Source organism: Micromonospora reichwaldensis, from assembly GCF_031845925.1.
Classification (GTDB): domain Bacteria; phylum Actinomycetota; class Actinomycetes; order Mycobacteriales; family Micromonosporaceae; genus Micromonospora; species Micromonospora reichwaldensis.
This window is the reverse complement of sequence record NZ_JAVRFL010000012.1, coordinates 161,227-186,226: the sequence shown is the minus strand read 5'-3', so window position 1 is coordinate 186,226 and position 25,000 is coordinate 161,227. Positions and strand designations below refer to the sequence as shown.

The 25,000-nt window shown below is 74.7% G+C and carries 24 protein-coding genes and 2 pseudogenes; 6 read left to right on the top strand and 20 right to left on the bottom strand.

The features are described 5' to 3' along the window. Positions 1-50 precede the first annotated feature (50 nt). The 7 genes from mctP to RM555_RS12885 form a co-directional block, all read right to left on the bottom strand. Positions 51-1,706, bottom strand: coding sequence for a monocarboxylate uptake permease MctP (mctP, locus tag RM555_RS12915; protein ID WP_132237284.1), 1,656 nt, complete (start codon positions 1,704-1,706; stop codon positions 51-53). Continuing rightward, the gene (locus tag RM555_RS12910; protein ID WP_311411956.1) at positions 1,706-1,987 is read right to left on the bottom strand and encodes a DUF3311 domain-containing protein; all 282 of its coding nucleotides are present in this window, start codon (positions 1,985-1,987) and stop codon (positions 1,706-1,708) included. The genes mctP and RM555_RS12910 overlap by 1 nt, the downstream gene beginning before the upstream one ends. 160 nt (positions 1,988-2,147) lie before the next feature. Then, the gene (locus RM555_RS12905) at positions 2,148-3,368 is read right to left on the bottom strand and encodes a bifunctional RNase H/acid phosphatase (protein ID WP_311411955.1); all 1,221 of its coding nucleotides are present in this window, start codon (positions 3,366-3,368) and stop codon (positions 2,148-2,150) included. Positions 3,369-3,372: 4 nt separating this feature from the next. Then, positions 3,373-4,110: a zinc ribbon domain-containing protein gene (locus tag RM555_RS12900; RefSeq protein WP_311411954.1), complete on the bottom strand. Its 738-nt coding sequence runs from the start codon at positions 4,108-4,110 to the stop codon at positions 3,373-3,375. After that, positions 4,107-4,937, bottom strand: coding sequence for a Nif3-like dinuclear metal center hexameric protein (locus RM555_RS12895; RefSeq protein WP_311411965.1), 831 nt, complete (start codon positions 4,935-4,937; stop codon positions 4,107-4,109). The genes RM555_RS12900 and RM555_RS12895 overlap by 4 nt, the downstream gene beginning before the upstream one ends. A gap of 162 nt (positions 4,938-5,099) precedes the next feature. Next, positions 5,100-5,672, bottom strand: a complete 573-nt coding sequence (locus tag RM555_RS12890) for a flavoprotein (RefSeq protein WP_311411953.1) — start codon at positions 5,670-5,672, stop codon at positions 5,100-5,102. A 16-nt stretch (positions 5,673-5,688) separates the two neighbouring features. Beyond that, positions 5,689-6,918, bottom strand: coding sequence for a helix-turn-helix domain-containing protein (locus RM555_RS12885; protein WP_311411952.1), 1,230 nt, complete (start codon positions 6,916-6,918; stop codon positions 5,689-5,691). Positions 6,919-7,167: 249 nt separating this feature from the next. On the opposite strand from RM555_RS12885, the gene RM555_RS12880 reads away from it, so the two are divergent. After that, the gene (locus RM555_RS12880; RefSeq protein ID WP_132237270.1) at positions 7,168-7,839 is read left to right on the top strand and encodes a bifunctional DNA primase/polymerase; all 672 of its coding nucleotides are present in this window, start codon (positions 7,168-7,170) and stop codon (positions 7,837-7,839) included. A gap of 81 nt (positions 7,840-7,920) precedes the next feature. Further along, on the top strand, positions 7,921-8,079 hold the full coding sequence (locus tag RM555_RS12875; protein ID WP_158619084.1) for a hypothetical protein: 159 nt from the start codon (positions 7,921-7,923) through the stop codon (positions 8,077-8,079). Between the two features lie 3 nt (positions 8,080-8,082). Here the strand turns inward: RM555_RS12875 and RM555_RS12870 are convergent, their stop codons facing one another. The 5 genes from RM555_RS12870 to RM555_RS12850 all read right to left on the bottom strand — a co-directional run bounded on the left by RM555_RS12870 (position 8,083) and on the right by RM555_RS12850 (position 14,299). Next, a complete protein-coding gene (locus RM555_RS12870; protein WP_311411964.1) occupies positions 8,083-8,805 on the bottom strand; it encodes an FAD:protein FMN transferase in 723 nt (240 codons plus the stop codon). Between the two features lie 85 nt (positions 8,806-8,890). After that, the gene (locus tag RM555_RS12865; protein ID WP_311411951.1) at positions 8,891-9,481 is read right to left on the bottom strand and encodes an FMN-binding protein; all 591 of its coding nucleotides are present in this window, start codon (positions 9,479-9,481) and stop codon (positions 8,891-8,893) included. Between the two features lie 10 nt (positions 9,482-9,491). Continuing rightward, positions 9,492-10,784 carry a ferredoxin reductase family protein gene (locus tag RM555_RS12860; RefSeq protein WP_311411950.1) on the bottom strand — a complete coding sequence of 431 codons (1,293 nt, stop codon included), beginning with the start codon at positions 10,782-10,784 and terminating at the stop codon, positions 9,492-9,494. A gap of 51 nt (positions 10,785-10,835) precedes the next feature. Beyond that, positions 10,836-12,203, bottom strand: coding sequence for a DUF1501 domain-containing protein (locus RM555_RS12855; RefSeq protein ID WP_311411949.1), 1,368 nt, complete (start codon positions 12,201-12,203; stop codon positions 10,836-10,838). Between the two features lie 20 nt (positions 12,204-12,223). Further along, entirely contained in the window at positions 12,224-14,299 is a 2,076-nt protein-coding gene (locus tag RM555_RS12850) for a DUF1800 domain-containing protein (RefSeq protein ID WP_311411948.1), read from the bottom strand. Positions 14,300-14,769: 470 nt separating this feature from the next. On the opposite strand from RM555_RS12850, the gene RM555_RS12845 reads away from it, so the two are divergent. Further along, positions 14,770-15,027, top strand: a complete 258-nt coding sequence (locus RM555_RS12845; protein WP_121400370.1) for a DUF3040 domain-containing protein — start codon at positions 14,770-14,772, stop codon at positions 15,025-15,027. Positions 15,028-15,058: 31 nt separating this feature from the next. Here the strand turns inward: RM555_RS12845 and RM555_RS12840 are convergent, their stop codons facing one another. The 3 genes and pseudogenes from RM555_RS12840 to RM555_RS31010 form a co-directional block, all read right to left on the bottom strand. Beyond that, entirely contained in the window at positions 15,059-16,114 is a 1,056-nt protein-coding gene (locus RM555_RS12840) for an SWIM zinc finger family protein (protein ID WP_311411947.1), read from the bottom strand. Next, positions 16,111-18,270 (bottom strand): annotated as a pseudogene (locus RM555_RS12835) (DEAD/DEAH box helicase); the annotation flags it as partial. The gene RM555_RS12840 and the pseudogene RM555_RS12835, both read right to left, overlap by 4 nt. A 65-nt stretch (positions 18,271-18,335) precedes the next feature. Then, positions 18,336-19,338, bottom strand: a pseudogene (locus tag RM555_RS31010) (ATP-dependent helicase); the annotation flags it as partial. A gap of 135 nt (positions 19,339-19,473) precedes the next feature. Here RM555_RS31010 and RM555_RS12830 point away from each other — a divergent pair. Further along, the gene (locus RM555_RS12830; protein WP_311411945.1) at positions 19,474-20,346 is read left to right on the top strand and encodes a carbohydrate kinase family protein; all 873 of its coding nucleotides are present in this window, start codon (positions 19,474-19,476) and stop codon (positions 20,344-20,346) included. A 43-nt stretch (positions 20,347-20,389) separates the two neighbouring features. On the opposite strand, the gene RM555_RS12825 is transcribed toward RM555_RS12830, so the two are convergent. Next, entirely contained in the window at positions 20,390-20,911 is a 522-nt protein-coding gene (locus RM555_RS12825; RefSeq protein WP_311411944.1) for a DinB family protein, read from the bottom strand. An 83-nt stretch (positions 20,912-20,994) separates the two neighbouring features. Here RM555_RS12825 and RM555_RS12820 point away from each other — a divergent pair, with 83 nt between their 5' ends. After that, positions 20,995-21,201 carry a hypothetical protein gene (locus RM555_RS12820; protein WP_121400365.1) on the top strand — a complete coding sequence of 69 codons (207 nt, stop codon included), beginning with the start codon at positions 20,995-20,997 and terminating at the stop codon, positions 21,199-21,201. A gap of 9 nt (positions 21,202-21,210) precedes the next feature. Here RM555_RS12820 and RM555_RS12815 read toward each other — a convergent pair whose 3' ends face one another. From RM555_RS12815 to RM555_RS12805, 3 genes are all read right to left on the bottom strand, one after another. After that, positions 21,211-22,356, bottom strand: coding sequence for a polysaccharide pyruvyl transferase family protein (locus tag RM555_RS12815; RefSeq protein WP_311411943.1), 1,146 nt, complete (start codon positions 22,354-22,356; stop codon positions 21,211-21,213). Positions 22,357-22,423: 67 nt separating this feature from the next. Next, positions 22,424-22,900 (bottom strand): GNAT family N-acetyltransferase, encoded by a 477-nt coding sequence (locus RM555_RS12810; RefSeq protein ID WP_311411942.1) that lies wholly within the window; start codon positions 22,898-22,900, stop codon positions 22,424-22,426. A gap of 20 nt (positions 22,901-22,920) precedes the next feature. Continuing rightward, positions 22,921-23,499: a TetR/AcrR family transcriptional regulator gene (locus RM555_RS12805; RefSeq protein ID WP_311411941.1), complete on the bottom strand. Its 579-nt coding sequence runs from the start codon at positions 23,497-23,499 to the stop codon at positions 22,921-22,923. A 73-nt stretch (positions 23,500-23,572) separates the two neighbouring features. On the opposite strand from RM555_RS12805, the gene RM555_RS12800 reads away from it, so the two are divergent. Next, entirely contained in the window at positions 23,573-24,154 is a 582-nt protein-coding gene (locus RM555_RS12800; RefSeq protein WP_311411940.1) for a dihydrofolate reductase family protein, read from the top strand. A 17-nt stretch (positions 24,155-24,171) separates the two neighbouring features. Here the strand turns inward: RM555_RS12800 and RM555_RS12795 are convergent, their stop codons facing one another. Continuing rightward, the gene (locus tag RM555_RS12795; RefSeq protein WP_311411939.1) at positions 24,172-24,969 is read right to left on the bottom strand and encodes an alpha/beta fold hydrolase; all 798 of its coding nucleotides are present in this window, start codon (positions 24,967-24,969) and stop codon (positions 24,172-24,174) included. Positions 24,970-25,000: the final 31 nt, after the last annotated feature.

Here is a 25,000-nt window from a genome sequence, read left to right as displayed (position 1 = left end):
CGTCGCCCCCGGCCGCAGGGGGCAGGGGGCGACGCGGCCCCGGGAGATGCTCAGGCGACCGGTTCCGGGGCGGCGTCGGCGTCCCGGTGCGGGCCGGGCACGACGCGCGGGTCGCCCTCGTCGGCGAAGTAGTCGTCCGACGTGGTGCCGTCGCCGCCGTCGCGCACCTTCGCCGCCCGCAGCACCACCGTGAGCAGCGCCGCGACCGCGAGGTTGACCAGCACCGCCACGATCCCGACGTAGATCGTCTTCGGGGTGTCGAAGCCGAAGTCGGCCAGCGGGAACGCCGAGCCGCCGAAGTGCTTGCGGCCGGTCGCGGCGTTCGGGATCTGGTAGAGCATCCACATGCCGAGCCCCATGCCCGCGATCCAGCCGCCGATCAGCGCCCCCCGGTGGAACCAGCGGGTGTAGAGGCCGAGGGCCACCGCCGGCAGCGTCTGGAGGATGATCACGCCGCCGATGAGCTGGAGGTCGATGGAGAACTGCGGGTCGAGGAAGACGATGCAGGCCACCGCGCCGACCTTCACCACCAGCGAGGTGATCTTGGAGACGTTCGCCTCCTGCGCGGGGCTGGCGTCCCGCTTCAGGTATTCCTTGTAGATGTTGCGGGTGAACAGGTTCGCCGCCGCGATCGACATGATCGCCGCCGGCACCAGCGCGCCGATGCCGATGGCCGCGTAGGCGACGCCGGCGAACCAGTCGGGGAACTGCTGGTCGAACAGGACCGGCACCACCGTGTTGCTGTCGACGGTGCCCTCCTTCGACCCGGGCAGCGGCTTGACCCCGGCCGCGATGGCCATGAAGCCGAGCAGCGCGATCAGGCCGAGCAGCAGGCTGTACGCGGGCAGCGCCGACATGTTCCGCTTGATCACGTCGCGGTTCCGGCTGGCCAGCACGCCGGTGATGCTGTGCGGGTAGAGGAACAGCGCCAGCGCAGAGCCGAACGCCAGCGTGACGTACTGGAGCTGGTTGTTGGCGTTGAGCAGCACCCCGTCGTTGGGGTTCGGCGACGCGTCGAACTTCGCGTCGGCGGCGTCGAAGATCTCGCCCCAGCCGCCCAGCTTGTACGGCAGGTAGAGCACCGCCACCAGGATCACGATGTAGATCAGCGTGTCCTTGACGAACGCGATGAGCGCCGGCGCGCGCAGCCCCGACTGGTAGGTGTACGCGGCCAGGATCGCGAAGGCGACGATGATCGGCAGGTGCCGGGCCAGCGTGCTCTCGCCGGTCACCCCCATGGTCTTGAGCACCGCCTCGATGCCGACCAGTTGCAGCGCGATGTACGGCATCGTCGCCACGATGCCGGTGATCGCGATCAGCAGCGCCAGCACCGGCGAGTCGAACCGCTTGCGGACGAAGTCCGCGGGGGTGACGAACCCGTGCCGGTGCGAGACCGACCAGAGCCGGCACAGCACCAGGAACACCAGCGGGTAGATGACGATGGTGTAGGGGACGGCGAAGAAGCCGGCCGCGCCGGCACCGAACATCAGCGCCGGCACCGCCACGAAGGTGTACGCGGTGTACAGGTCACCGCCCACCAGGAACCAGGTGATCCAGCCGCCGAAGTTGCGCCCGCCCAGCCCCCACTCGTCGAGGTGGGCCATGTCCTTCGGGGCCCGCCACCGGGCCGCCACGAATCCCATCCCGCTGACCAGCAGGAAGAGCACCGAGAAGACGATGATCTCGGTGAGGTGGTCGCGCCACATCAGCGATCACCCGCCGCCGTGTCGCCCGGGCCGTCCGACGGCGTGCCGGCCCGCTTCTTGGTCATCTGGTACACCAGCGTGGTGGTGGCCACGCCGAGCAGGATGTAGACGAGCTGGAGCCAGTAGAAGCGCGGGAAGCCGAGGAACCGGGGCGAGTCGGCGTTGAAGAAGACCGGGATCAGGGGCACCACGATGGGGATGAAGAGCAACCAGTTCCAGGGGCTGTGGTCCTTCGCCCTGGAGCGCGCCGCCGTCGGCGCCTCCGGTTCGGGTGCGGCCATTGCGACAAACCTCCGCGAGTCGTAGATCGACACTGATGACGGCCGGAGGCTACGACCCTGTGACCCGGGTCACGTTCTACGGGAGGAGGTTGCTGCGCCGAACGGCGGACGGCGTGCGCCGAACGGCGACCCGGGGCGGCCGGACGGCGGCCCGCCCGGCTCAGATCCCGGCGAGGTGCGCGGTGTCGTTGACCGTACGGACGGCGACGCCGCCGTCGGGCCACGTGTCGAGCACCGAGATGCCGGCCGCGTCCAGGAAGAGCCGGTGCAGGAAGCCGTCGCCGGCCGCGAGGGCGTCGCGCAGCACCAGCTTGATCGGCGAGACGTGCGAGACCACCACCACGGTCTCTCCCGGGTACGCCCGACACAGCCCGTCGACCACGCGACGGCAGCGCTCGGCGACGTCGACGAACGACTCGCCGCCCGGCGGGGCCACCCGGGTCGAGGCCAGCCAGGCGTCCATCTCGCCCGGCCACTCCTGGCGGACCTCGGCGAAGGTGCGCCCCTCCCAGGCCCCGAAGTCACACTCGATCAGGTCGTCCTCGCGGCGCACCGGCACGCCGCCGAGCGCACCGGCGATCGCCTCGGCGGTCGCCGTACACCGGGACAGGGGCGAGCTGACCACGGCCGCGACGGTCGGGGCCAGCGCGGCCACCCGGGCGGCCGTGGCCCGGACCTGGGCCCGGCCGCGCTCGGACAGCGGCACGTCACCGCGGCCCGAGTAGCGGCGCTGTTCGGTGAAGGCCGTCTCGCCGTGCCGGACGAGGACGAGCCGGGTGGCGGTGAAGCTCGGCCGCGGCTCCCAGGAGGCGGGCGCGGTGCCCGGGTCGGTGCCGGTGCTCGTCGCCGACGCGGCGCGGGCGGCCACCTCGCGGGCCCTCGCGCGGGCCGGCGAGTCGGGAGCGGCGACCTCGCGCGGCGGCTCCACGACGCGCGGCGGCGCGACGGCGGCCCGGGCCGGCGCCTTGCCGGCGGCGGCGTCCATGGCGGCGTTGGCGAGGGCGTCGGCGTGCCGGTTGCGTTCCCGGGGAATCCAGTGGAACCGCACGGCGGCGAAGCGGTTGACCAGCCCGGCGGCCTGCGCGGCGAGCGGACGCAGCCCGGGGTGCTTGATCTGCCAGCGGCCGCACATCTGCTCGACCACCAGCTTCGAGTCCATCCTGGCCTCGACCTCGGCGGCGCCCAGCTCGGCGGCGGCCTCCAGCCCGGCGATCAGCCCCCGGTACTCGGCGACGTTGTTGGTGGCGACGCCGATCGACTCGCCCCGCTCGGCCAGCACCTCACCGGTGTCCGCGTCGCGGACCACCGCGCCGTAGCCGGCCGGGCCGGGGTTGCCCCGGGATCCGCCGTCGGCCTCGACGACGACCACGCGCGGCGCCACGGGACTACAGGCCGGACTCGTTGGTACGGACCATGATCCGCCGGCAGTCCTCGCAGCGGACGACCTCGTCCGGGTCGGTCTTGCGGATCCGGGCCACGTCGGCGCCGGAGAGCGTCAGACGGCAGCCGCCGCACCGGCCGGCGGTCAGCAGCGCCGCGCCGAGCCCGGTGTCCTCGCGGATCTTGTCGTAGAGCTGCACCAGGTCGGCCGGGAGGTCGCCCGCCAGTGGCTGGCGGGCGCCGCGCTTGAACTCCTCCTCCTTGGCGATCTCGGCCAGGCTCTCGTCGCGGCGCCGCTCGGCGTCGTCGCGCTTCTCCCGCACCTCGGCCAGCCGCTTCTCGACGCCGTCCAGCACGCCCTGGGCCGTCTCCCGCTGCTCCATCAGCTCCAGCTCGGCGTCCTCCAGGTCGCCCTGGCGGCGGTTGAGCGAGACCAGCTCGTGCTGGAGGGCCTCCAGCTCCCGGGCCGGGCCGCTGCCGGCGGCGAGCCGGGCCTCGTTCTTGGACTTGCGGGCCCGCACCTGGTCGACGTCCTTCTCCATGCGGGCGATGTCCCGGTCCAGGTCGTCGACCGCGACCTGGGCGCGGACCCGCTCGTCCTCCAGCGCGGACAGCTCCCGGGCCAGCGCGTCCAGCTCGGCCCGCTCGGGCAGCGAACGGCGCCGGTGGGCGAGCTGGGCGAGGGAGGTGTCGATCGCCTGGAGGTCGAGCAGGCGGCGCTGGACCTGGGGGTCAGCCTTCACGGTCGGGGCTCCTTGTCGTCCACCGCGGGTGGGGCGGCGTGTACGGTCCACGGGTCGGTGGCCAGGTCGGACACCAGCGTCTCGACACCCGTCGCCTCCCGCAGGAGGACGGCCAGGTCGTCCAGCCACGGTCGTTCCGTCGCCCAGTGGGCGGCGTCGAGCAGGGCCGGGCCGTCGGCGGCCAGGTGCTCGCCGGCCGGGTGGTGGCGCAGGTCGGCGGTGAGGAACGCGTCCACCCCGGCCGCGGTCGCGTCGGCGAGGAAGCCGTCCCCCGCGCCGCCGCTGACCGCGAGGGTACGAACCATACGCCCGGGATCCCCCGCGGCGCGAACTCCCCAGGCGGTGGCGGGCAGTACGGCGGCGGCGTGCCGGGTCAGCTCCGCCAGCGTCATCGGCTCCGGCAGCTCGCCGATCCGGCCGATCCCCCGGCCGTCGCCGTGCGCGGGCGAGTTGGGTGCGGGCCGGTGCAGCGGGCGCAGCCCGGTCAGCCCGAACCGGGCGGCGAGGGCGTCGGAGACCCCCGGGTCGGCCACGTCGGCGTTGGTGTGCGCGACGTACAACGCCACGTCGGACTTGATCAACCGGTGGACGATCCGGCCCTTGAAGGTCGTGGGCGCCACCGAGGAGACGCCGCGCAGCAGCAGCGGATGGTGGGCGACGATCATGTCGACGCCGGCGTCGAGCGCCTCGGCGACCGTCTCCGGCACCACGTCGACGACGCAGAGGACCCGGCGCACCGGGGCGCACGGCTCGCCGAGCACCAGCCCGACCCGGTCCCAGTCCTCGGCCCAGGCCGGCGGATAGCGCCGCTCCAGCTCGGCGACCACGTCGGCGACGGTCGGCGGGACTGCGTTGGTGCTCACGGCGGGCCAGCTTACCGGCGCGGGCCGTGGCCGGGGCCCTCGCCCACCGATGCGCCGGCGTGTCCCGGGTGTAAGGAAGGGCCCCTTGCAATCGCGTAGCGATTGCAAGGGGCCCTTCCTTACACGTCAGGCGACTGGGCAGAGCCGGTCGCGTACGGCGGCCAGGCCCAGGGCCCACGGGAAGGCGTGCACGTGCCGCTCGCCGGTGCCCGGCGGGTGCAACGGGAAGACGTCATCGCCGAAGAGCACCGTGACCCCCCACTCCTCGAGCCGGGCGATGCCCGCCCGGAAGGCCGGGTGGGCCGCCATCGCCGCGTTCGTGTACGGCACCGCCACCACCGGCACGCCCAGGCCCTGCGCCTCCACCAGCAACCCGAGGGCCAGTGTGTCGGTGATCCCGGCCGCCCACTTGTTGACGGTGTTGACCGTCGCCGGGCAGACGATCATCGCGTCGGCCTGCGGCAGCACGTCGATGTCGCCCGGATTCTTGTAGTGGGTGCGGACCGGATGGCCGGTCTGCCGGGCCAGCGCGGCCCGGTCGACGAACTTGGCGCCGTCCGGCGTGGTGACCACGCAGACGTCCCAACCGTCCTGGTGGGCCAGCTCGACGAGCCGGCCGACGTGGCGCGCCAGCGGCGAACCGCAGGCGATGACGTAGAGCACCTCGCGGCGCTCGCTGCTCGGGCGCGGGCCGGTCATCAGGCCGGCTCCGCGCTCATACCCCAACTCCCATGTGCTCAGCCAACTCCGCAATCGGAGAAGGCGGCGCACCACGTGTGCGACGCAGGACGTCCGACATCACCTCGTGGGCGATCGGCCGGCAGCGGATCTCCGACGGGGCGAGGCGGTCGCCGCGCAGCAGCATCTCGCCGGCGTTGGCCACGTCGCCGATCTGGGCGAAGCCCCGGGCGATGTCGAGCAGGTGGTGGGCCCGGCGTTCCGGCAGCAGGGCACCGAAGGCCGGCTCCTGGATGCGCTGCTGGTGCACCTCGACCGCCCGGCCCCCGTCGCCGAGTTCGACCGCCGCCGCCGCCCGGTGCAGCTCCACGTTGGTCGGCCCGAACGAGGTCCAGTAGTGGTTGTGGTCGCCGCCCAGCAGGACGGCGGCCTCCTGGGCCCCGTTGATCAGGTCGCCCACCGTGGCGGAGTCGCCGATCCGGGCGGCGGCCATCGCCCCCTGGAGCAGCAGCATCCCGTAGACCGAGAGCAGGGCCGGGTCGGCGGCGTTGCCGCAGCCGGGGGCGAGCCGGTTGGCGATGGTGACGTTGAGTTCGAGGGCGGGCCGGGGCCGGCCCATCGCCACCAGCGCGTTGCAGACCCGGGTGGTGGCGATGCCGGCCAGCAGCGGGTCGTCGGCGCGCTGGGCCACCGCCATCGAGCGGTCGGCGGCCAGCCAGGCCAGGTCGCACTCGCCCAGCTTGCGCAGCACCGACGAGGCGATCTGGTAGACCTGCCCGAGCAGGTGGGCCGCCTCGACCGCCTGGTCGCCGCCGTGGCCGGCGTCGGCGGCCTGGGCGTCGCGCAGCAGCTTCGGCAGCGCCCGGGTGAGCATCCCGTAGCGGCCGTACTGGTAGGTGAGCCAGGCGTGGTTGACGGCCTTGCGCATGTCGGCCAGGGGCGGCGGGCACGGCGCGGCGTCGAAGTACGCGCTCATCGAGTCGTACCGCTCCAGGGCCGCCCGGATCTCCTGCACCTCCACCTGGTCGATGCAGTTCAGCGCGTCCGTACGCCGCTCCGGGTCCTTGCCGAGCAGCAGCTGCACGTCGACCTGGAGGATGTCGGCGATCTCGTAGAGGACGGAGAACTTGTCCAGCCGGCGCACCCCGCGCTCGACCTTGTCCACCCAGCTCTTCGACTTGCCCAGCCGGTCGGCGAAGACCTGCTGCGACATCTTGCGCCGCCCCCGCCAGTAGGCCACCCGCCGCCCGATGGGCAACTCGTCCATCCACCCGTTCCTTCCCCTGCGCCTGCTCGAGCGGGCGTGCCGGCCGGTCCTGCCGGGTGCGGCGATCGATCCGTACGTCTCAGGTTTTCGCTGGTCGCACAGCGTGTGCGTCAGCCGTACAGCCAGTTCTCGTAGTTTTCGTGCAAGTTGCACGAGCCGTTCGTCAGCTCAACGATCGCGGGTTACGGCAGTGACGGTGCTCGACATGCGACCTGGGCACCGGCCGGGTCCGACGAGGGGAGATGGCACATGTGGGGGAATGTCGCGCCGCGCGTCGTTCAACTGTCCCCGTTGGAACGGGTGCGGCTGCGCCGGGTGGCCGTGCGGTACGCCCTGCACGGCTGGGACGTCACCCCCGGCGCCTGCCTCGCCCGCAGCCGCTTCGTCTGCGGGCGGGCCGGCTGCCCGACGGTCGGCTGCCACCCCGCCCTGGAGAACTGGGAGCACGCGGCGAGCGCCGACCCGGCCCGGGTCGCGACGTGGTGGCGCACCCGGCCGCACGGGGTGCTGCTGCCCACCGGGCGGGCGTTCGACGTGCTGGAGGTCCCCACGCACCTCGGCCGGCACGTGCTGGACGCGGTCCGGACGCACCCGGCCGGCGTCGGCGTACGCGGGCCGGTGCTGGTGACCCCGACCGGCCGCTGGATGTTCCTGGTCCGCCCCGGCGACCCGCTCCGCCCCGAGCTGGACCACTGCTTCCACGTGGTCCGGCACGGCCCCGGCTCCTGGATCCCGGCCCCACCGACCCGGCTGCCGGAGGGCACCGTCCGGTGGGCGGTCGCGCCCGAACAGGCCCGCTGGCAACTGCCCGACTCCTACCTGGTGCAGAACGCGCTGATCGAGGCCCTGCGGGCCACCGGCGTCAGGGTCACCTCCGACCTGCTCCCCGGGCACCTGCCGCTGCCGCGCCGGGGCATGTGACGGCGGCACGGCAGCGACGCCGGAGGGCCGGCGCTCGTTGAGCACGGCGACGGCGCACCCGCGCCGGGAGCGGGGGGTTACATGTCCACCGACGACACCGCGCGCCAGCCGGACGGCGCGGAGCCGCCGCCCCGGCACCGGCCGCGCCGCCGCTGGCCGGTCACCCGTCCCGTCGGCTCCCGCCCGGGCCGCCCCCGCCCCCTCGGCTCCCGCCCCGCCACCACCCGTCCCTTCCGCTGACCCTCAACCGGCCAGGGGCAGGGCGGTGGAGTGCAGGAGGCGGGCGTCGTCGGTGACGACCGCGTGCTGGTGCCCGGGCAGGCCGTCCAGCCAGCCGATGCCGGCCGGGCCCATCGCGACGGCCGCGGTGGCGTACGCGTCGGCCAGCCCCAGGTCCGGCCCGACCACGGTGACCGAGCGCAGCCCCCGGGCCGGCACGCCCCGGCGGGGGTCGAGCACGTGGTGGCCGCGCTCGTAGACGCCGGACGTGGCCACGGCCAGGTCGGTGCCGGTGAGCACGAGGCAGGTGGACATCGCGTCCCACGGGTGGCGGACGCCGATCCGCCACGGTCGCCCGGTCGACGAGCGGCCGCGTACCCGCACGTCGCCGCCGGCGTTCAGGCAGTGGTTCGCCGCCCCGGCGGCGAGCAGCCGGTCCGAGGCGACCTGCACCGACCAGCCCTTGACGTAGCCGGACGGGTCGAGCCGCCCGGTGGCGTACGCGTCGAAGAAGCCGTCGGTGGCCTGCCACAGGTCGGCGCAGCGCGCCAGCACGTCCCGCAGGTCGGCGCCGGCCCCGGAGAGCGGCAGCTCGCCCCGGTCGACGCGGCACACCTCGCTGTCGGCCCGGTACGTGCTGAACCGGGCGTCCACCTCGCGCAGCCAGGCGAACACGTCCTCCGCCAGCCCGGCCATCTCGGCGGCGGGCAGGTCGTCGGCGAGGTCGAGGCTGATCGCGGTGCCCATGACCTGCTCGACCCGGCGCAGCCCCGGCCTGGTCGCCGGCGGAGACGCGCCCGGCTCGCGCCGCCCCGCCGCCGGCACCGGCACGTCACCTCGCCCGGTCGATCGCGGCCTGCAACGACTGCTTGTACGAGGTGCTGGTGGCGGTCGCCCCGGAGACGGTGTCCACGTCGGCGCTCTGCCGCTGCACCACCAGCCCGGAGCCGCCGCTGTAGCGGCCGTCGACCTGCTCGCTGCGCTGGTCGGACTGTGCGGTCTCCTCGGGCAGCTCCAGGGCCACCACGTCGACGATCCGCGTCCCGGAGAGGGTGATCTGCACCTGCACGTTGCCGTACTCGTTCTCCACCACCGGCCCCGTGACGGTGCGGGTCGTCGGCGCGGGCGGCGGCTTCGTGGTGGTGCGCGGCGCGGACGGCGCCCGGCTGGTGGCGCTGGGCCGGCTCGCCGGCGCCCGGGTGGCGGTGCGACCGGGCCGGGGGGACGCGCTGGTGCGGGCCGGCGACGGCGGGGCGGAGACCTCCCCGCCGCCCGGGGTCGGACCGGCTGGCGCGGGGGCCACCGGTGGGGGCGCCGCCGGCAGGTCCTGGGCGACGGGGCTGGTGCCCGGCGAGCCCTTCAGCACCACCATGGCGGTGGTGCCGGCCGCCAGGCCGGTGATCGCGAGCAGGGCGCGACGCATGGAAGCCTTCCTACAGCTCGAACGTGGCCAGGTGGATCTGCCGGCGGGGCACGCCGGCCTCGCGGAGCACCCGCAGCGACTGCTCGACCAGGCCGGGCGGCCCGCAGAGGTAGACGTCGCGCCGGGCGAGGTCGGGCACCAGCCGGCGCAGCCCGTCCGGGCTCATCACCTGGCGGGGGCCGGGATCGTCGCGGGAGCCGACGACGTACCAGATGGCGGTGTCCCGGGCCTCGGCGAGCCAGTCCAGCTCGCGGTGCAGCAGCACGTCGCCCGGGGTGCGGGCGCGGTAGATCAGCGCGGCGCCGGGCGGCAGCTCCTCGAGCATCGCCCGGATGGGGGTGATCCCGCTGCCACCGGCGATCAGCAGGGCCCGCTCGCGGGTGCGGTGGGCGGCCGTGAAGGTGCCCGACGGGCCCTCCGCCCAGACGCGGGTGCCCGCTTCGAGGTCGCGCAGGTCCGCGGTGTGCCTGCCGACCACCTTCACGGTCAGCCGCAGCCAGCGGCCGTTGGCGGCGGCCGAGACCGAGAACGGGTGCGCCTGCCACCAGCAGCCCCGGGCGAGGAACCGCCAGCGGAAGAACTGCCCGCCGAGCATCTCCAGGCGCTCCAGCCGGTCGCCGGTCAGGTAGATCGAGATCGTGTCCGGGCTCTCCGCGACCACGTCGGCGACCCGCAGCCGGTGCCGCAGGTTGACCGCCAGCGGCGCGACGACCCGGCCCCAGAGCAGGGCGGCGAGCACCAGCACGTACATCGCGATCCAGAAGGTGCGCACCGGGCCGGGCCGGAACAGCTGCGCGCCGTTGCTGAACTGGTGGGCGAAGCCGAGCAGCAGCACCGCGTAGCTCGACAGGTGCAGGGCGTGCCACAGCTCGTAGGGCAGCGCGGTCCGGATCGCCCGGACGCTGGTGAGGCCGACCAGCACCAGGATGCCGGCGGCGGCGAACGCGGAGACCATGTCCTCGTAGTCGCGCAGCAGCACGCCGGCCTCGGTGAGCACCGGGTTGTCCTCCAGGTCGGCGTAGCCGACCAGGATCAGCGACGCGTGCGCGAGCACGGCGACCAGCAGGGTGGCCCCGATGTCGCGGTGCCAGCGGGCGATCCGCTCGCCGCCGGCCCAGCGCTCCAGGATCGGCAGGCGGCTCATCATCAGCACCTGCACGAGCAGCAGGTAGCCGGCGACCAGCCCGGTGATCCGGCCGGCGGCGGTCACGGTGGCCGCCGTCGTCCGCAGCGATCCGGGCGGGGTGTCCAGCCACCAGGGCAGCACGCTGGCGAGCAGGCCGACGACGAGCAGCGCGGCCAACAGCCGCCGGCCGCCGGGTCCGCGTCGCGGCGGCGTGGGTGCGCGGGTACGTCACGCGTACAGCTTCATCGGGCGGTACTTCTGCCGGGGGAAGATCTTGTCCACCTCCGCGTTGGTGAGCCCGAAGCGGCCCTGCGCGACGGCCCCGTAGACGTTGAACATGTTGTTGTACTCGGGCACGTCGCCGGAGTCCAGGTCGGCCAGCCCGTTCCAGGTGCCCAGCAGCGAGCCGGCGAGCTTGCGCCCGGAGAGCACGGTGACCACCCCGCCGTGGCCGTGGTCGGTGCCGCCGCCGTTGGAGGCGACCCGCCGGCCGAACTCGCTGGAGACCATGATGGTCACGTCGGCCGACTTCTCCCCCAGGTCGGTGAAGAACGCCGCCATGGCGCTGGCCAGCTCGTTGAGCCGCCGGTGCAGCTGACCGCCGTCGCGGGTGCCCTGGTTCTCGTGGGTGTCGTAGCCGCCCATCCCGACGGTGGCGACCCGGACGTTCGCCCCGCCCTTGATGAGCTGGGCGAGCTGCTGGAACGCGTTGCCGACGCCCCTGTACTCGACGCCCTCGGCCGCCTGGTACGGCTTCGCGGCGAGGCGCTGCGCCGTGGCCAGCGCGCCCAGGCCGTCCTGCACGGCCTCCTGCACCGGGTGGTTGATCCCGGTGAAGAGCCCCTTGATCGCCTTCTCGGTCGCGGCCCGGTACCGGTCGTCGCCGTTGAGCCGCAGCGAGCCGACGTTGTTGAGGGAGAGCGCGCCGTTGTTGCCGACCAGCGAGCGGGGCAGCGTGCTGCCGATGCCGACGCTGCGGAACGCGGTGCCCGTGCCGAGCGCGTCGACCAGGCTGTCCAGCCAGCCCCGGCCGCCGGTCTCGCCGGGCAGCCCGCCGAGGTTGCAGGCGTCCGCGGCCTGGAAGTGGCTGCGGGACAGCCGCTCGTCGGAGACCGCCGGGACGAAGCCCAGGTTGCCGCTCTTCAGCCACTTCTCCAGCGGCTTGAACGCGCTGGTCAGCTTGAAGCCGCGGCCGACGGCCAAGGAGTCTTCGCCGAGCAGCAGGTCGGGGCGGGCCTTGGCGAGCACCGGGTCGTCCGCCGGGGCGACCAGGCTCAGCCCGTCCAGCCCGCCGTAGAGGAAGACGTGGATCAGGGTGCCGGTCTTGGTGGCGGCGAACGAGGCGGAGGTGGTGACGAACTGGGCGGTCGCGAGGGCCGTGGCGGTGGCGGCGGCGCCGGCCACGAACGTCCGCCGGGTCACGCCCCGACCGTCCTGCTGGGCCTCCTCGAGGTCCTCCAGCCGCCGGTAGCGGTCGGCCTCGGCGGCGTTCTCGGCGGCGACGATGTCGGCCTCCGCCCGCAGCAGCGCCTCGGCCGGGTCGTCGGCCAGCCGCCGCAGGTCGGGGCATTCGGGGTGCAGGGGGAACGTGTGCACAGTCTTCTCCATCGGGTGCCTCACCGGAGGTGGTGCTGGGGGGAAGCGAGGATCGCCCGCGCTACGGCGGTGACGGCCCCGTCGAACGTGGCGTCGACCTTGTCGCCGGCAGCCACGCCGGCCACGCCGAGGATCAGGGACCGTTCCCTGGCGCTCAGCTTCTGACCCACCAGCCGCAGGGCCAGCGCGTCCACGTACGCCCCGGCGGTGGCCGGTGGCCGGGCCACCAGCTTCTCCGGCGGGGTGTAGGTGAAGACGGTGCGTCGGCCGGCGAGCAGCTCGCCCGCCTCGTTCCAGCCGTGGACCATGGTGCCGGCGGAGGTCCAGGCCACGTAGACGTCCGGGTAGCCGTCGGGGGTGGGCTGGCCCATCGGGTACTGGCCCAGCTCGCGCATCCTGTCGTGGATCTGCCGCAGCCCCCGGGCGTACGGGGTGCGCTTGTTGTCGCCGTTGTCGTGCTTCGGCGACGCCTCCGGGGACACCCCCAGGGCCCGGTACGTGGCGACCAGGTACTCCATCGGCCGGCGCACCTTCTGGCCCACCGCCGCCCAGAACTCCGAGGAGCTGAACAGCGTCATCAGCACCGGCTTGATCATGCCCTTGTTCAGGCTGTACGACTTCGCCAGCCGCTCCACGAGGGACTTCGGCGGGGTGTCCGAGACGAACCGGGTGGCCAGGCTCTGCGCCACGTACTTCGCGGTGGACGGGTGCAGCGCGATGTACGTGATGTACGCGTCGATGGCCGCCTCGGCCTTCTTCGGGTCCTTCGAGGCGTTCGCGTGGGTGAAGCCGAGCACCTTCACCTTGCCGACGTAGTGCCGCTCGGGGCGGAACACGTACTTCCCGTCGTTGACGCCCCGGCCGGTCTGGAGCAGGGCCGCCTGCCGGACGTCCTTCTCGGTGTAGCCGCCGTCGACGCCGACCGAGTACAGCTCCAGGTTCTCGCGGGCCAGGTTCTCGTTGACCGCGTCGGCGCGGGAGTCGTTCTGGTTGAGGTAGAGCAGCAGGGCCGGGTGCCGGTTCGCGGCGAGCAGCATCTCGGGGTAGCTGCCGAGGGCGTGCGCCCGCACCACGTCCCGGTCGAAGGACGCGCGGTAGACCTCGCCCCCGTCGAAGTCCGCGGCGACGTGCAGGAAGTCGTTCCAGAAGTCGACCATGACCTCGAACAGCTGCCGCTGCGACCAGATCTGCCGGGCGATGGTGGCGTCCACCATCTCCTTCTCCGGCTGCGCGCCGCGCTCGTTGAGCTGCTCGCGCTGCTCGCGCAGCTGCGCGGTGCCCAGCTTCAGCGTCGGCAGGTCGGCGAGCTTCAGCTCGGCCTTCGTCGGGGCGATCTTGTCGGGGTCGAGCTGCCAGCGCAGCCAGCCGTCGATGCCCCGCTCCTTGATGTCGGCGACGACCTGCCTGGTGACGCCGAAGGTGGCCCGCCGGGCCAGGTGCAGGATCGGGTCCTTGGCGAGCACCGTCTTGACGGTCACCTTGGTCTCCGCGGCGGCGGCCGCCGGCCCGGAGAAGGTCCGGCCGCCGGCCGGCGCGTTCTTCTTCAGCGCCTCGCCGGCCCGGGAGCCCATGTAGCTCTCGTTCTGCTCGGTGTAGGTGCGCACCGTGCTCGGCTGCTGGCCGCTCGGCCGGGCGGGGGTGCCGTCGGTGACCGTGGTGCCGGTGGCGTCGCCGGCCACCGCCTCGTCGCCGAAGAGGCTGCGGATCTGCGGGGTCATCGCCAGGGCGGCGCCGCCGGCGACCACGGCCGCGGTGCCGCCGAGGGCCACGAGGGCCTTGCGCCGGCCGACCTTGGGGCCCGGCTCGTCACCGTCGTCCAGGTTGGGCAGTCCCGGGCCGACCGAGGGCGCGGCGGCCTGCCGCGCGAAGCCCTCCGGGCCGACCCACTGCGGCCCGCGCGCGGCCGGGTGCCCGGCGTGCGCGTACTGGCCCTGCGTGTCTTCGGGGTGTCCACCCTGGTGCGGGGCGCGCGCGTCGTGGCCGTACGGGGTGGGGGCGTAGGTGTCGCGGTGACCGTCGCCGGCGGCGGGGTACTGACGCCCGTCCCATCCGCGATCGTCCCGCGGTCGCCGTGGTGGCACATTCTGGTCGGCCATGTACCAATCCGTTTCTGCTGCGCCGCGACGACTGGCACCGGGCACGGGGGCAGGTGCGGCGACTGGTGCCTGAGGGGGTTGTCACCGGAAGGTAATGAAGCGTTCAGGTGCCTTCAAGCAGCACCGGAAGCACCCAGGACGGCACTTAAGGCGCCGCTCAGCGCGGGTCGGCGACGCCGGAACCCGGCGCGGTCCGGCACGGACCTCGCGAGCAGGGCGTACGCGGCACGGCACGGGCCGGATCCGGCCATCGCGGCCGACCCGGCGCGGGAGGCCCCTTTCATCGCCACAGGCAAATTTAAGGTTCGGCTAAGCCTGCGCTGAGGCGCTCCCCCGCGCACCCGGAGGGCCGGGGCGCTGCCGGGCGGGCGTGGGCCGGGCGGGGCGGCAAAGTAGCAGCAGGACGGGAGCGTGAGCCGCCGCCGCAGCGGGTATGCCGCCGAACCGCTGAACACGTGAGGGGAAGGCACATGCTCAGCAAAGAGGATCAGCGCAGGTTCGAGCAGATCACCCGTCAGCTCCGGGAGAGCGATCCGGCGTTCTTCGCCCGGCTCGACAACCGGGCCCGGGCACGTCGCGGCCGATGGCTGATGCTGTTGACGATCGTGCTGTGGGCCTCGCTGCCGGCGATGACCGTGCTGGCCGGGCGGCTGGCCGGGGCCGTCTGCGCGGTGGTCCTGGTGGCCAACGCCGCACTCATGTGGCGGTTCCGCCGCCGCTGGCTGTGAACGGGGGCCGCGTACCGTTCCGCCGGCGGTCTCACCCGCCGAGGAGCCGGTACGCCCGCCGCAGCCGCTCCAGGAGACCGGGCCCGCCGATGGCGGGGGCCGGCGCGCCGAGCTGCCGCAGCAGCAGGTCCGGTCCGGTCGACAGGCTGGGTGGCCGGTCGGGCAACGGGACCGGCGGCAGCCAGAACCGGTCGACCGCCTCGGCCAGCGGCGCCGGCGGCAGGCCGGCGAGCGCCCGCGACGCCCCGACCGGCGGGACGGCCACGGCGTCCCGCCCGGCGCCCGGCACGCCGCCGTCCCGCGTGGACTCCGCCGTCGGCGCCACGGCACCGTCCGGCATGGACGGCGGGGCCGGTGCGGCACCGTCCGACGTGGACGGCGCGGCCGGCGGCACGGCACCGTCCGGCAGGGACGGCGCCGTCGGTACGGCCTCGGGAGCGGCCGGCTGGTCGTCGGCGCCTGCGGCGGTGGCCCGCAGGACACGCAGCCGGTCGAGCAGCTGCGTCCGGCTCCGGCCCCGCCAGTGCAGCAACTGGAACGGGTCGGCGTCGAACGCCTCCGCGAGCAGGTAGAACGTGGCCGCGAGATGCTTGCAGGGAACGGCGTGGTCGGGGCAGCTGCACCGCTGACGCAGCTCCGCCACGCCGGCGGGGAAGAGCGGGGCGCCGGCGGCCCCGAACAGCTCCTCCAGTTCCGGGGGCAGGTCGCCGGCGAGCAGCCGGGCGCTGAAGAACGCCTGGGCGGCCAGCTCCGCCTCCACGCGGGCCCAGATCGCCTCCGGGAACGGCGGCAGCGCGATGCTCACCTCGTACGGCTGCGCGCGGGAGCCCTGCACGACGGCGTCGACGGTGCCCGGGGCGACCTCCAGGCGCACCACCTGGCCGGCCCGCGCGTACGACCGGCCACGGGTCAGCCGGGTGCCGAGGGCGAACGACTCCAGCACCTCCAGGAAGCGTTGGGACCACCAGGACCGACCGATGGCCCCCCGGGTGCTGCGCGCCCGCAGCCCGCCGTCGACCCGGCGCGGCCGGCCGTAGTCGGCGAACCGGCCGTTGGCGCCGCCGTCGCCCTGCCCCTGCCCGCTCACTCCACCACCGCCCCGGCCTCCAGGGTGAACAGCTCGCGCAGCTGCGTCGTGGACAGCTCGGTGACCCACTGCTCGCCGGTGCCGACGACCGAGGCGGCGAGGCTGCGCTTGTCGGCGATCAGCGCCGCCACCTTCTCCTCCACCGTGCCGGCGCAGACGAACTTGCGGACCTGCACCCGGCGCCGCTGGCCGATCCGGAACGCCCGGTCGGTGGCCTGGTCCTCGACGGCGGGGTTCCACCACCGGTCGACGTGCACCACGTGGTTGGCCTCGGTGAGCGTGAGTCCGGTGCCGCCGGCCTTGAGCGACAGGACGAAGATCGCCGGTCCCCCGGGGCACTGGAACCGGGTCACCATGGCGTCCCGGTCGGCCTTGCCGACCCCGCCGTGCAGGAAGAGCACCTCCCGGCCGAACCGGGCCGACAGGTGCCCGCGCAGCATGCCGCCGAACTCGGCGTACTGGGTGAAGAGCAGGGCCCGCTCCCCCGCCGCGAGGACCTCGTCCAGGATCTCCTCCAGGCGGGCCAGCTTGCCGGAGCGGCCGGGCAGCGCCGAGCCGTCGCGCAGCAGTTGCGCGGGGTGGTTGCAGACCTGCTTGAGCCGGGTCATGGCGGCGAGCACCAGCCCACGGCGCTCGATGCCGTCGCTGGACTCGATCCGCGCCATCATGTCGTCGACGATCGCCCGGTAGAGCGAGGCCTGCTCGGCGGTGAGGTTGCAGAGCACCTCCATCTCCAGCTTCTCCGGCAGGTCGGAGATGATCGAGGAGTCGGTCTTGAGCCGGCGCAGCACGAACGGGCCGGTTATCCGGCGCAGCCGCTCGGCCGTCTCGGCGTCGCCGTGCCGCTCGATCGGCTCGGCGTACTTCTTGCGAAAGGTCGCCGCCGGCCCGAGCAGGCCGGGGTTGGCGAACTGCATGATCGACCAGAGGTCCGCCAGCCGGTTCTCCACGGGCGTGCCGGTGACGGCGATCCGGTGCCGGGCGGGCAGCGCGCGGACCGCCTCGGCCTGCCGGGTGGCGGCGTTCTTGATGGCCTGGGCCTCGTCGACCACCACCCGCCGCCAGTCGATCCCGGCCAGCTCGACCGCGTCGCGGGCCGCGACCGAGTAGGTGGTGAGGACCAGGTCCGCCTCGTGCACGGCCGCGCCGAACGCCTCGCCCCGCGCCCGCTCCGCGCCGTGGTGCACGTGTACGCGCAGCCCCGGCGTGAACCGCGCCGCCTCGCGCTGCCAGTTGCCCACCAGCGACATCGGGCAGACCAGCAGGGTCGGGCCGGCGTCCGGCGGGTCCCCGGCGAGCAGGGCGAGCAGTTGCACCGTCTTGCCCAGCCCCATGTCGTCGGCGAGCACCGCGCCGAGCCCCAGCGACTGGAGGAACGCCAACCAGGCCAACCCCCGCCGCTGGTACGGCCGCAACGTGCCGTGGAAGCCCGGCGGCGGGTCCAGCGGGGCGAGCCGGCGCTCCACCGCCCCGGCGAGCAGGTCGCCCAGCGCGCCGTCGGCGCCGACCTCCAGCACCGGCAGCGCGTCCGGCTGCTCGGCGTCGGCCAGGCCGAGCCGGAGCAGGTCGGCCACGGTCAGCTCGCCGGAGGAACGGAGCAGCCGCAGGCCGGCGGCGAGCCGCTTCGGGTCCAGTTCCACCCACTGCCCGCGCAGCCGCACCAGCGGGGTCTTCAGCGCGGCCAGCGACGCCAGTTCCTCGGCCGTGAGCGGCTGGTCGCCGAGGGACACCTCCCAGCGGTAGTCGACGAGGGCGTCCAGCCCGACGCCCCCGGCGGTGGCGGCGACGGTGCCCGGGGCGGTCCGGCTGCGGGCCTGCAACCGGGCGCCGAGGCGGGACGAGGGGCGCCGCCACCAGGACGGCAGCAGCACGGCGAACCCGGCGGCGTGCAGCACCGGCGCGCCCTCGCGGAGGAACCGGTGCGCCCCCTCGACGTCCAGCTCCAGCGCCTCCGGCGTGGCCGTCCGCAGGGCGGTGTCCAGCTCGGGCCAGAGCCGGCTGGCGCGCCCCAGCTCGGCGAGCAGGGTCTCCTGCGGGTCGTCGCCGCGACCGGCCAGCCCGGCGACGCTCGCCGGCGCCCGCCAGACCTGCCCGGCGTCCACGTGCAGGCTCGGCTCGTCGGCCGCCTGGAGCCCGAACTCGATGCGCCACCGCCCGGCCGGTCGCGCCGTCGCCGCCGGGTCGGCGGGCACCACGACGACCGGCTCGGTGAGCTCCTCGGCCGGCGGCTCGACCAGGCGGAAGCTGGCCCGTACGGCGCCGCCGGCCGCGTCGCGCTGCCAGGCGTCCAGTTCGGCGCGGAGGGTGTCCAGCGCGGCCGGGTCGGCGGCGAACTCCCGCACCGGCCCGGTGAGCGCGGCCAGCCAGGCCGGCACCGCGCCGTTCGGGCGTACGCCCCGGGCCAGCGCGGTCTCCGCCAGGGCCGCCCGGACGGCGGCGTCGGTGAGCGCGTCGAGCGCGTCGGCGACCAGCGCGCCCGGCGCGTCGACGGCGACCGGTGCGGACCGGTGGCGTCCGGCGGGCGGCCCGGGTCGCGCGCGCCGAGCGGCGACCGGCCCCGACGGGGTGCCCGCCCCGGCGGCGGCGCCGGGGTCGCCCGGTGCGTCGGGGCCGGTGGCGGCGCGGGCGGCCGGGGGCAGGGCCAGCGCCAGCGCCCGGGCCCAGGCGGCGTCCGTGCCGGTCAGCAGCGGTCGCCAGAGCGCCCGGGCGCCGGCCTCCGCCCGCTCCCCGCCCGCCCGGGCGCGAGCCGCCGGGGGCGCCTCGGTGAGGCCCGGCAGGACCCGGCCCCGGGCCGCCAGGTCGACCGCGAAGTCGGCGAGTTCGGCGAGGTGGCGCAGGGTCGCGCCCGGCACGGCGACCACCGCGTCGAGGCCACGCAGCAGGGGCAGGGCGGCGTCGGGGGCGTACCGGAGGACGGGGACCCGCCACCCGGCGAGGGTGACCGCCCCGCGGGCCGCGCCGGCGACCTCGGGACGGACGAGTTCCGGCGAGTCCAGGGGCGCGCCGGCCCGGGTGGGCAGGGTGAGCAGGGTCGTGCCGAGGTCCGTCGGCTCGGCCGTCGCGGCCAGCGCGGCGGTGAGCGTGGCGTGGTCGGCGGCGAACGGGTGCGGCCGTTCCCGGGGCGCCCGGCCCGGACGGCGCGGCGCGTGGGACGGCAGCGCGCTGTCCTCGGCCCAGACGGCGAGCCCCACGCCGGACCGCCAGACCCCGTGGACGACCAGCACGCGTCCCCCTCCTCGCGACGACCCCGGCGAGGATATCGGTCCGGCCCCGGCGGCCCCGACCAGCGCACCGTCGGGCCGCCCGATTGGCGACGGCCGGCAGACCCCCGTGGTGCACCGACGGGCTAGGGTCGGCGCGTGTACGACCTCCTCGTGATCGGCGGTCTCGGCGTCGACGTGCGGGTGCGGGTGCCCGCGATCCCGCTGCCGGCCGCCGACTCCGTCCCCGTCGACCCGATCGACCTGCGGATCGGCAACACCGGCGCCGGGGTGGCCCTCGCGGCGCACGCGCTCGGGCTGCGGGTGGCGGTGGTCGACGTCATCGGCGCCGACCCGGCCGGCGACGTGGTCCGGGCCGCGCTGGCCCGCACCGGCGTGCACGCCGTGCTGGGCGACGCCCCGGCCGGCACCCGGCGGTCGGTGAACCTGGTCGACCCGGCCGGCCGGCGGATGTCGCTCTACGACCCGCGCCCCTGGCAGGGGCCGCCCCCGTTCCCGGCGGGCGAGGTGACCGCGCTGGCCGGGCGGGCGACCCACGTACATCTGTCGATCATGGATTGGACGCTGCCGCTGCTGCCCGCCCTGCGCGCCGCGCTGCCCGACGGGGTCGCCCTCTCCACCGACCTGCACGACTGGGACGGGGCGAACGCCTACCACCGGCCCTTCGCCGAGGTTGCCGACCTCGTCTTCGTCAGTGGTGTCCGGCTGGGCGCGGGGGCCGGCGTGCTAGCCACCGCCCTGGCCCCGCGTACGGTGCTGGTGACCCGGGGCGCGGACGGCGCCGAGGTGCACCACGGTGCGGGCGAGCCGACGCCGGTGCCCGCCGCCGCGCCGCCCGCGCCGGTGGTCGACACGAACGGCGCGGGGGACGCCTTCGCGGCGGGCGTGATCGCCGGGCGGCTGCGCGGCGCGGCGTTGACGGACGCGGCGGTGTACGCGGCCCGGGTCGCCGCGGCGGCCTGCACCCACGACGGCATGGAGTATCCGCCCGGCCTGCTGCCGCGTCGCTGACGCCGCAGGCCGGCGGCGGGACCGGGCCGGACCGGTGCGGCGGTCAGAGCGCGCCGGTGGTGCCGTCGGTCAACTCGCGGAGGATGTCGGCGTGCCCGGCGTGCCGGGCGGTCTCCTCGATCATGTGCACCAGGATCCAGCGCAGCGACACCTCGCCGAGCTGCGGGTGCGGCACGACGTGGTCGAGGTCGAACCGGCCGGCGACCTCCCGGGACCGGGCGCAGGCCTGCTCGTACGCGGCGGCGAGCCGCTCGACGGTGTCGTCGTCGGTGAGCGTGAAGCTCGCCGCCGCGTCCTCCTCCGAGGTGAGGTAGACGTCGCCCGGGCCGGGGGCCAGCAGGCACGGAAACCAGTTCCGCTCCACCAGCGTCAGGTGTCTGACGAGGCCGGCGACGGTGGTGGCCGAGGGCACCAGCCGGCGGGCCGCGTCGGCGTCGGAGAGCCCGCGCACCTTGCGCAGCAGCACGCCCCGGTGGAAGTCGAGGAACGACTCGAGCACGGCCCGCTCGTCGCCGGTGCGGGCCAGCACGGGTCCGAGCGTGGGATCGATCGCCATCTCCGCCATCCACAGACCCTAGTGCCGGGACGTCCCGGCCCGCTGCCCCGCTATCCGCTGCGGGCTCTCCCTGGGCGGGGCAGGATGGGCGCATGGCATCAACGGCAGAGATCCCCCTGGTGGGTGGCGTGGCCGACGGCGAGACCGTCACCGTGGAGCTGGACCCGAACGGCCGTCCGCCGCTGACGCATCACCACCTCGGCGCGAAGGGGCTGGCCGAGGCGGAGATCTACGAGCTGGAGTCCGTGGACGCCGACGCCGACCGGTGGTGCTACCGCTGGCGGGGGCCGGCGGTCTGAGCCGGCGGGTCAGACCGCCGGGGCCAGGGTGCGGGCGCGCAGGCTGTCCAGCACGGCGCGGGTGACCTGGGAGGTTCCCCGGGCTTCGTCGCACACCTCGGCCACCCGTCGGGCGGTGGCCTCGGCCCGCTGCTCCCGCTCGTCCCAGAGCCGGTCGACCTCGGCCAGCAGCGGGCCCTCGACCTCCCGCTCCACGCCGCGCAGCGCCGGCACCCCGAGCCGCTGGGCGAGGTCGAAGACCTTGCCGGCGTACGGCAGGGGCAGGAACGGCGTGCCCGCCATCGCGGCGAAGATCAGGAAGTGCAGCCGCATGCCCACGGCCAGGTCGAAGTGGCGCATCAGTCCGAGCACCTGCTGGGGCGAGTAGGTGCCGTGCAGGATCCGGCCGCGCTCGGCGGCGACCATGTGCGACAGCACGCCGTGCGAGTGCCGGATGTCGTCGCGCTCCATCGGGACGAAGAGCACGTAGGCGTCGATCCGGTGCACCAGGAAGTCGCCGATCTGGGCGAGCAGCCGGTGGTAGCCGTCGACGTCGAGCCGCTCGGCGGCCCGGCCCGGTTCCCGCACGCTCATCCCGACCAGCCGCTTGCCGGCCGGCACCCCCTCCTCGCGGAGCAGCTCCGCCGGGAAGTCCTCGGGCTCGATCAGGAACGCGGGATCGGCGGTGACGGTGATCGGATTGAGCAGCCCCGCCTCCTCCAGCACCATCCGGGACTCCTGGTCCCGTACGGTCACCTGGGTGGCGCTGGCCAGGGTCTCCCGCACCATGCCGGTGTCCACGTCCTCGCTGAGCGGCCCGACCCCCACCGCGTACGTCAGCAGCGGCAGGCCCCGCTCCTGGGCGACCCGGACCACCCGCAGGTAGCGGCGGGCCTCCCGGTCGTAGAGGATGCCGCCGCCGCCGAGGATCAGCACGTCGAGCTGGGCCAGGACCAGCGCCGAGTCGGTCCGGCTGATCCCCTCCCAGGGCACCGCCTCCACGTCGGGATGGGCGATCCTGGTGTGCGCCGGGTTCCGGGAGAAGACGATGATCCGCCCGTTCGGCTCCTGCTCGCGCAGATCGGCCAGCAGACCGCTCAGGATCGCCTCGTCACCGAGGTTACGACCGCCGTACGAGCCGAGCACACCGATGGTCAGTCCGCCACCATGCCTCATCCGTCGCTCCTCCCCAGGTGCGTCCGGGGCGGGGTTCCCGTTGCACCGGGGAACACTCCTGACGGGCTCAGCCGGCCGGGGAGATCCGCTTCGTCATCTGCTGGGCGGCCACCCGGTAGCCGAGGCCGTGGTAGAGGTGGATGGCCCCGGTGTTGGAGCCGAAGACGTTCAGCCCCAGCTCGGGCACCCCGAGGGCGGCGAGTTCCGCCTCGACGAGCTGGATCATCCGCCGCCCGTACCCCTGTCTGCGGTGTCCGGGGTGCACCTCGATGTTGTTGAGCCACGCGGTGTGGGGCCCGGCGGGGCCGCCGGGGAGGCCGACCCAGATCCACCCCACCTCGACGTCGCCCACCCGGGCCGTGCGGAGCAGGGCGCCGGCGCTGTCGACGCCGTCGGGGAGCTGTTCGCGCAGCTGGGTGGTGGCCCGGTCCAGGGCCGCGGCCGGGGCCAGGCCGCGATCGGTGACCATCGCCTCGGCGTACGAGCGCACGAGCGGCTCCCGCACCCGCGCGAACTCGTCGGCCGTCATGGGTCTCAGTTCCACCGCGTCCCCCCTGTCTCCGGTCACCGGTCGACGGCGCCGACCAGCCGGGACGCGAACGCCACGACCACGTCGTCGGGGTCGAATCCCGCCTCGATGGACGTGCCGAGCAGATCGAGCAGCAGCCCGTCCATGGCGTAGTGCAGCAGAGCGACCTCGAACGCGCCACCCGGTAATCCGGAGGCGAGGTGGAACGCGACGTCGTCGCGGTAACCCCGCCGCAGGGTGTCGCCGAGGATCCGGGCCAGGTCGGGGCGGCGGGCCGCCTCCAGCCGCAGCTCGATCAGCGCCCGGGTGAGGTCGGGCTGCCGGGTGGTCCGCTCGACGATGTAGCGCAGGTAGTCCGTGAACAGCTCCAGCGACGGCTCACGGGCCCCCAGCTCGGCCAGGACCCGCTCGTCGGGGGCGAAGCGCTCCATGATCCGCTCGCCGAGCGCGCCGAGCAGCGCATCGCGGGAGCGGAAGTAGTTGGAGGCGGTGCCGGTCGGCACGCCCGCCTCGGCGTCGACCGCCCGGTGGGTCAGGCCGCGGGCCCCGGTCGCCGCCAGCACCCGCAGCCCCGCGTCGGCCAGGGCCGCCCGTCGTTCCACGTTCTTCGCCACGGGAACACCCTAGCAAGAACCACTATGGGTGTAGTACTTTGATCCACGACATCAGTAGTGATTGGGGATCGGTTTGCGCAAGCTCGTGTACTTTGTCGCCAGCACCCTCGACGGCTTCATCGCCGGCCCCGACGGGTCGTACGACTTCCTGCGGTTGGATCCCGACCTGGCGGCCCACCTGACGGCGAACTGGCCGCAAACGCTCCCCACGTTCGCCCACCCGCAGTTCGGCATCGACGAGCCGGAGGGCCGCTTCGACGCGGTGCTGATGGGCCGGGCCTCCTACGACCCGGGCCTCAAAATGGGCGTCACCAGCCCGTACGCCCACCTGAAGCAGTACGTCTTCTCCCGCACCCTGCCGCCGGCCGCCGAACCGGAGGTGGAGATCGTCTCCACGGATCCGGTGGAGTTCGTCCGGGAGCTGAAGCGCCGCCCCGGTCGCGACATCTGGCTCTGCGGCGGCGGTCAGCTCGCCGGCCAGCTCCTGCCCGACGTCGACGAGCTGGTCGTCAAGCTCAACCCGTGCGTGATCGGCAGCGGCGTCCCGCTCGTCACCCGGGGGTTCGACCCGCGCCGCTTCGACCTGGTCGACACGCGCCCCTTCGACAGCGGAGTGGTCATGCTCCACTACGCCCGCCCCGCCGGGGCGGAGTGACCGGCGCCCGTCCGGCGTCAGCCGGGCGGCGACACCGGGTGGGTGAGGAACGGCAGGACGGCGGCGGGCAGCGCCGGCGAGACGACGATGTCGTAGTGGGTGAGCCCCGGCAGGACGGCGAGCCGGGAGGCCGGGCGGTCGGTGCCGTCCCCACCGGCGTCCCGGTGGCCGCCGCCTAGCAGCCCGAAGAACTCCACCATGTGCACGGCGCTGACCGAGTCGGCGTCGGCGAAGACCAGCAGGGTGGGCACGGCGAGGGCGGCCACCTCGGGCGACCAGTCGTAGTCGCGGCGCAGCAGCTCGCCGGTCTTCGCCCAGAGCCGCGACCAGTCCCCCGGCCGGGGCGCGACGCGGGTGTAGAGCGCGTGCGGCGGAGTGCCCCGCATCCGCTCGCCCGCCTCCTCGTCGGGCTCGGGCATGCCCGCCAGCACCTCCGGATACCAGCCCAGCCGCCGGCACGGCGCGGAGACGACGACCAGCCGGCGCACCAGCGCCGGGTGCTGGATCGCGGTACGCAGCGCCACGCCGCCGCCGAGCGAGTAGCCCAGCACGTCGGCCTCGGCCAGGCCGAGGTGCCCGATCAGCGCCGCGACGTCGTCGGCCATCGACTCGTAGCGCAGCGGACGGTCGACGTCGGCGGTGCGCCCGTGGCCCTGGAGGTCGACCGCGATCACCCGACGACGCGCGGCCAGCGCCGGCAGGATCGGCGCGAACGTCTCCACCGACCCGAAGCCGCCGTGCAACAACAGCAGCGGGCGGCCGGCGCCGTGCTCCTCGTGCCACAGGCGCAGCCCGGCGACCTCCGCGTAGCTCATCGCCCCATCCAACCCCGGCCCGTACGACGTA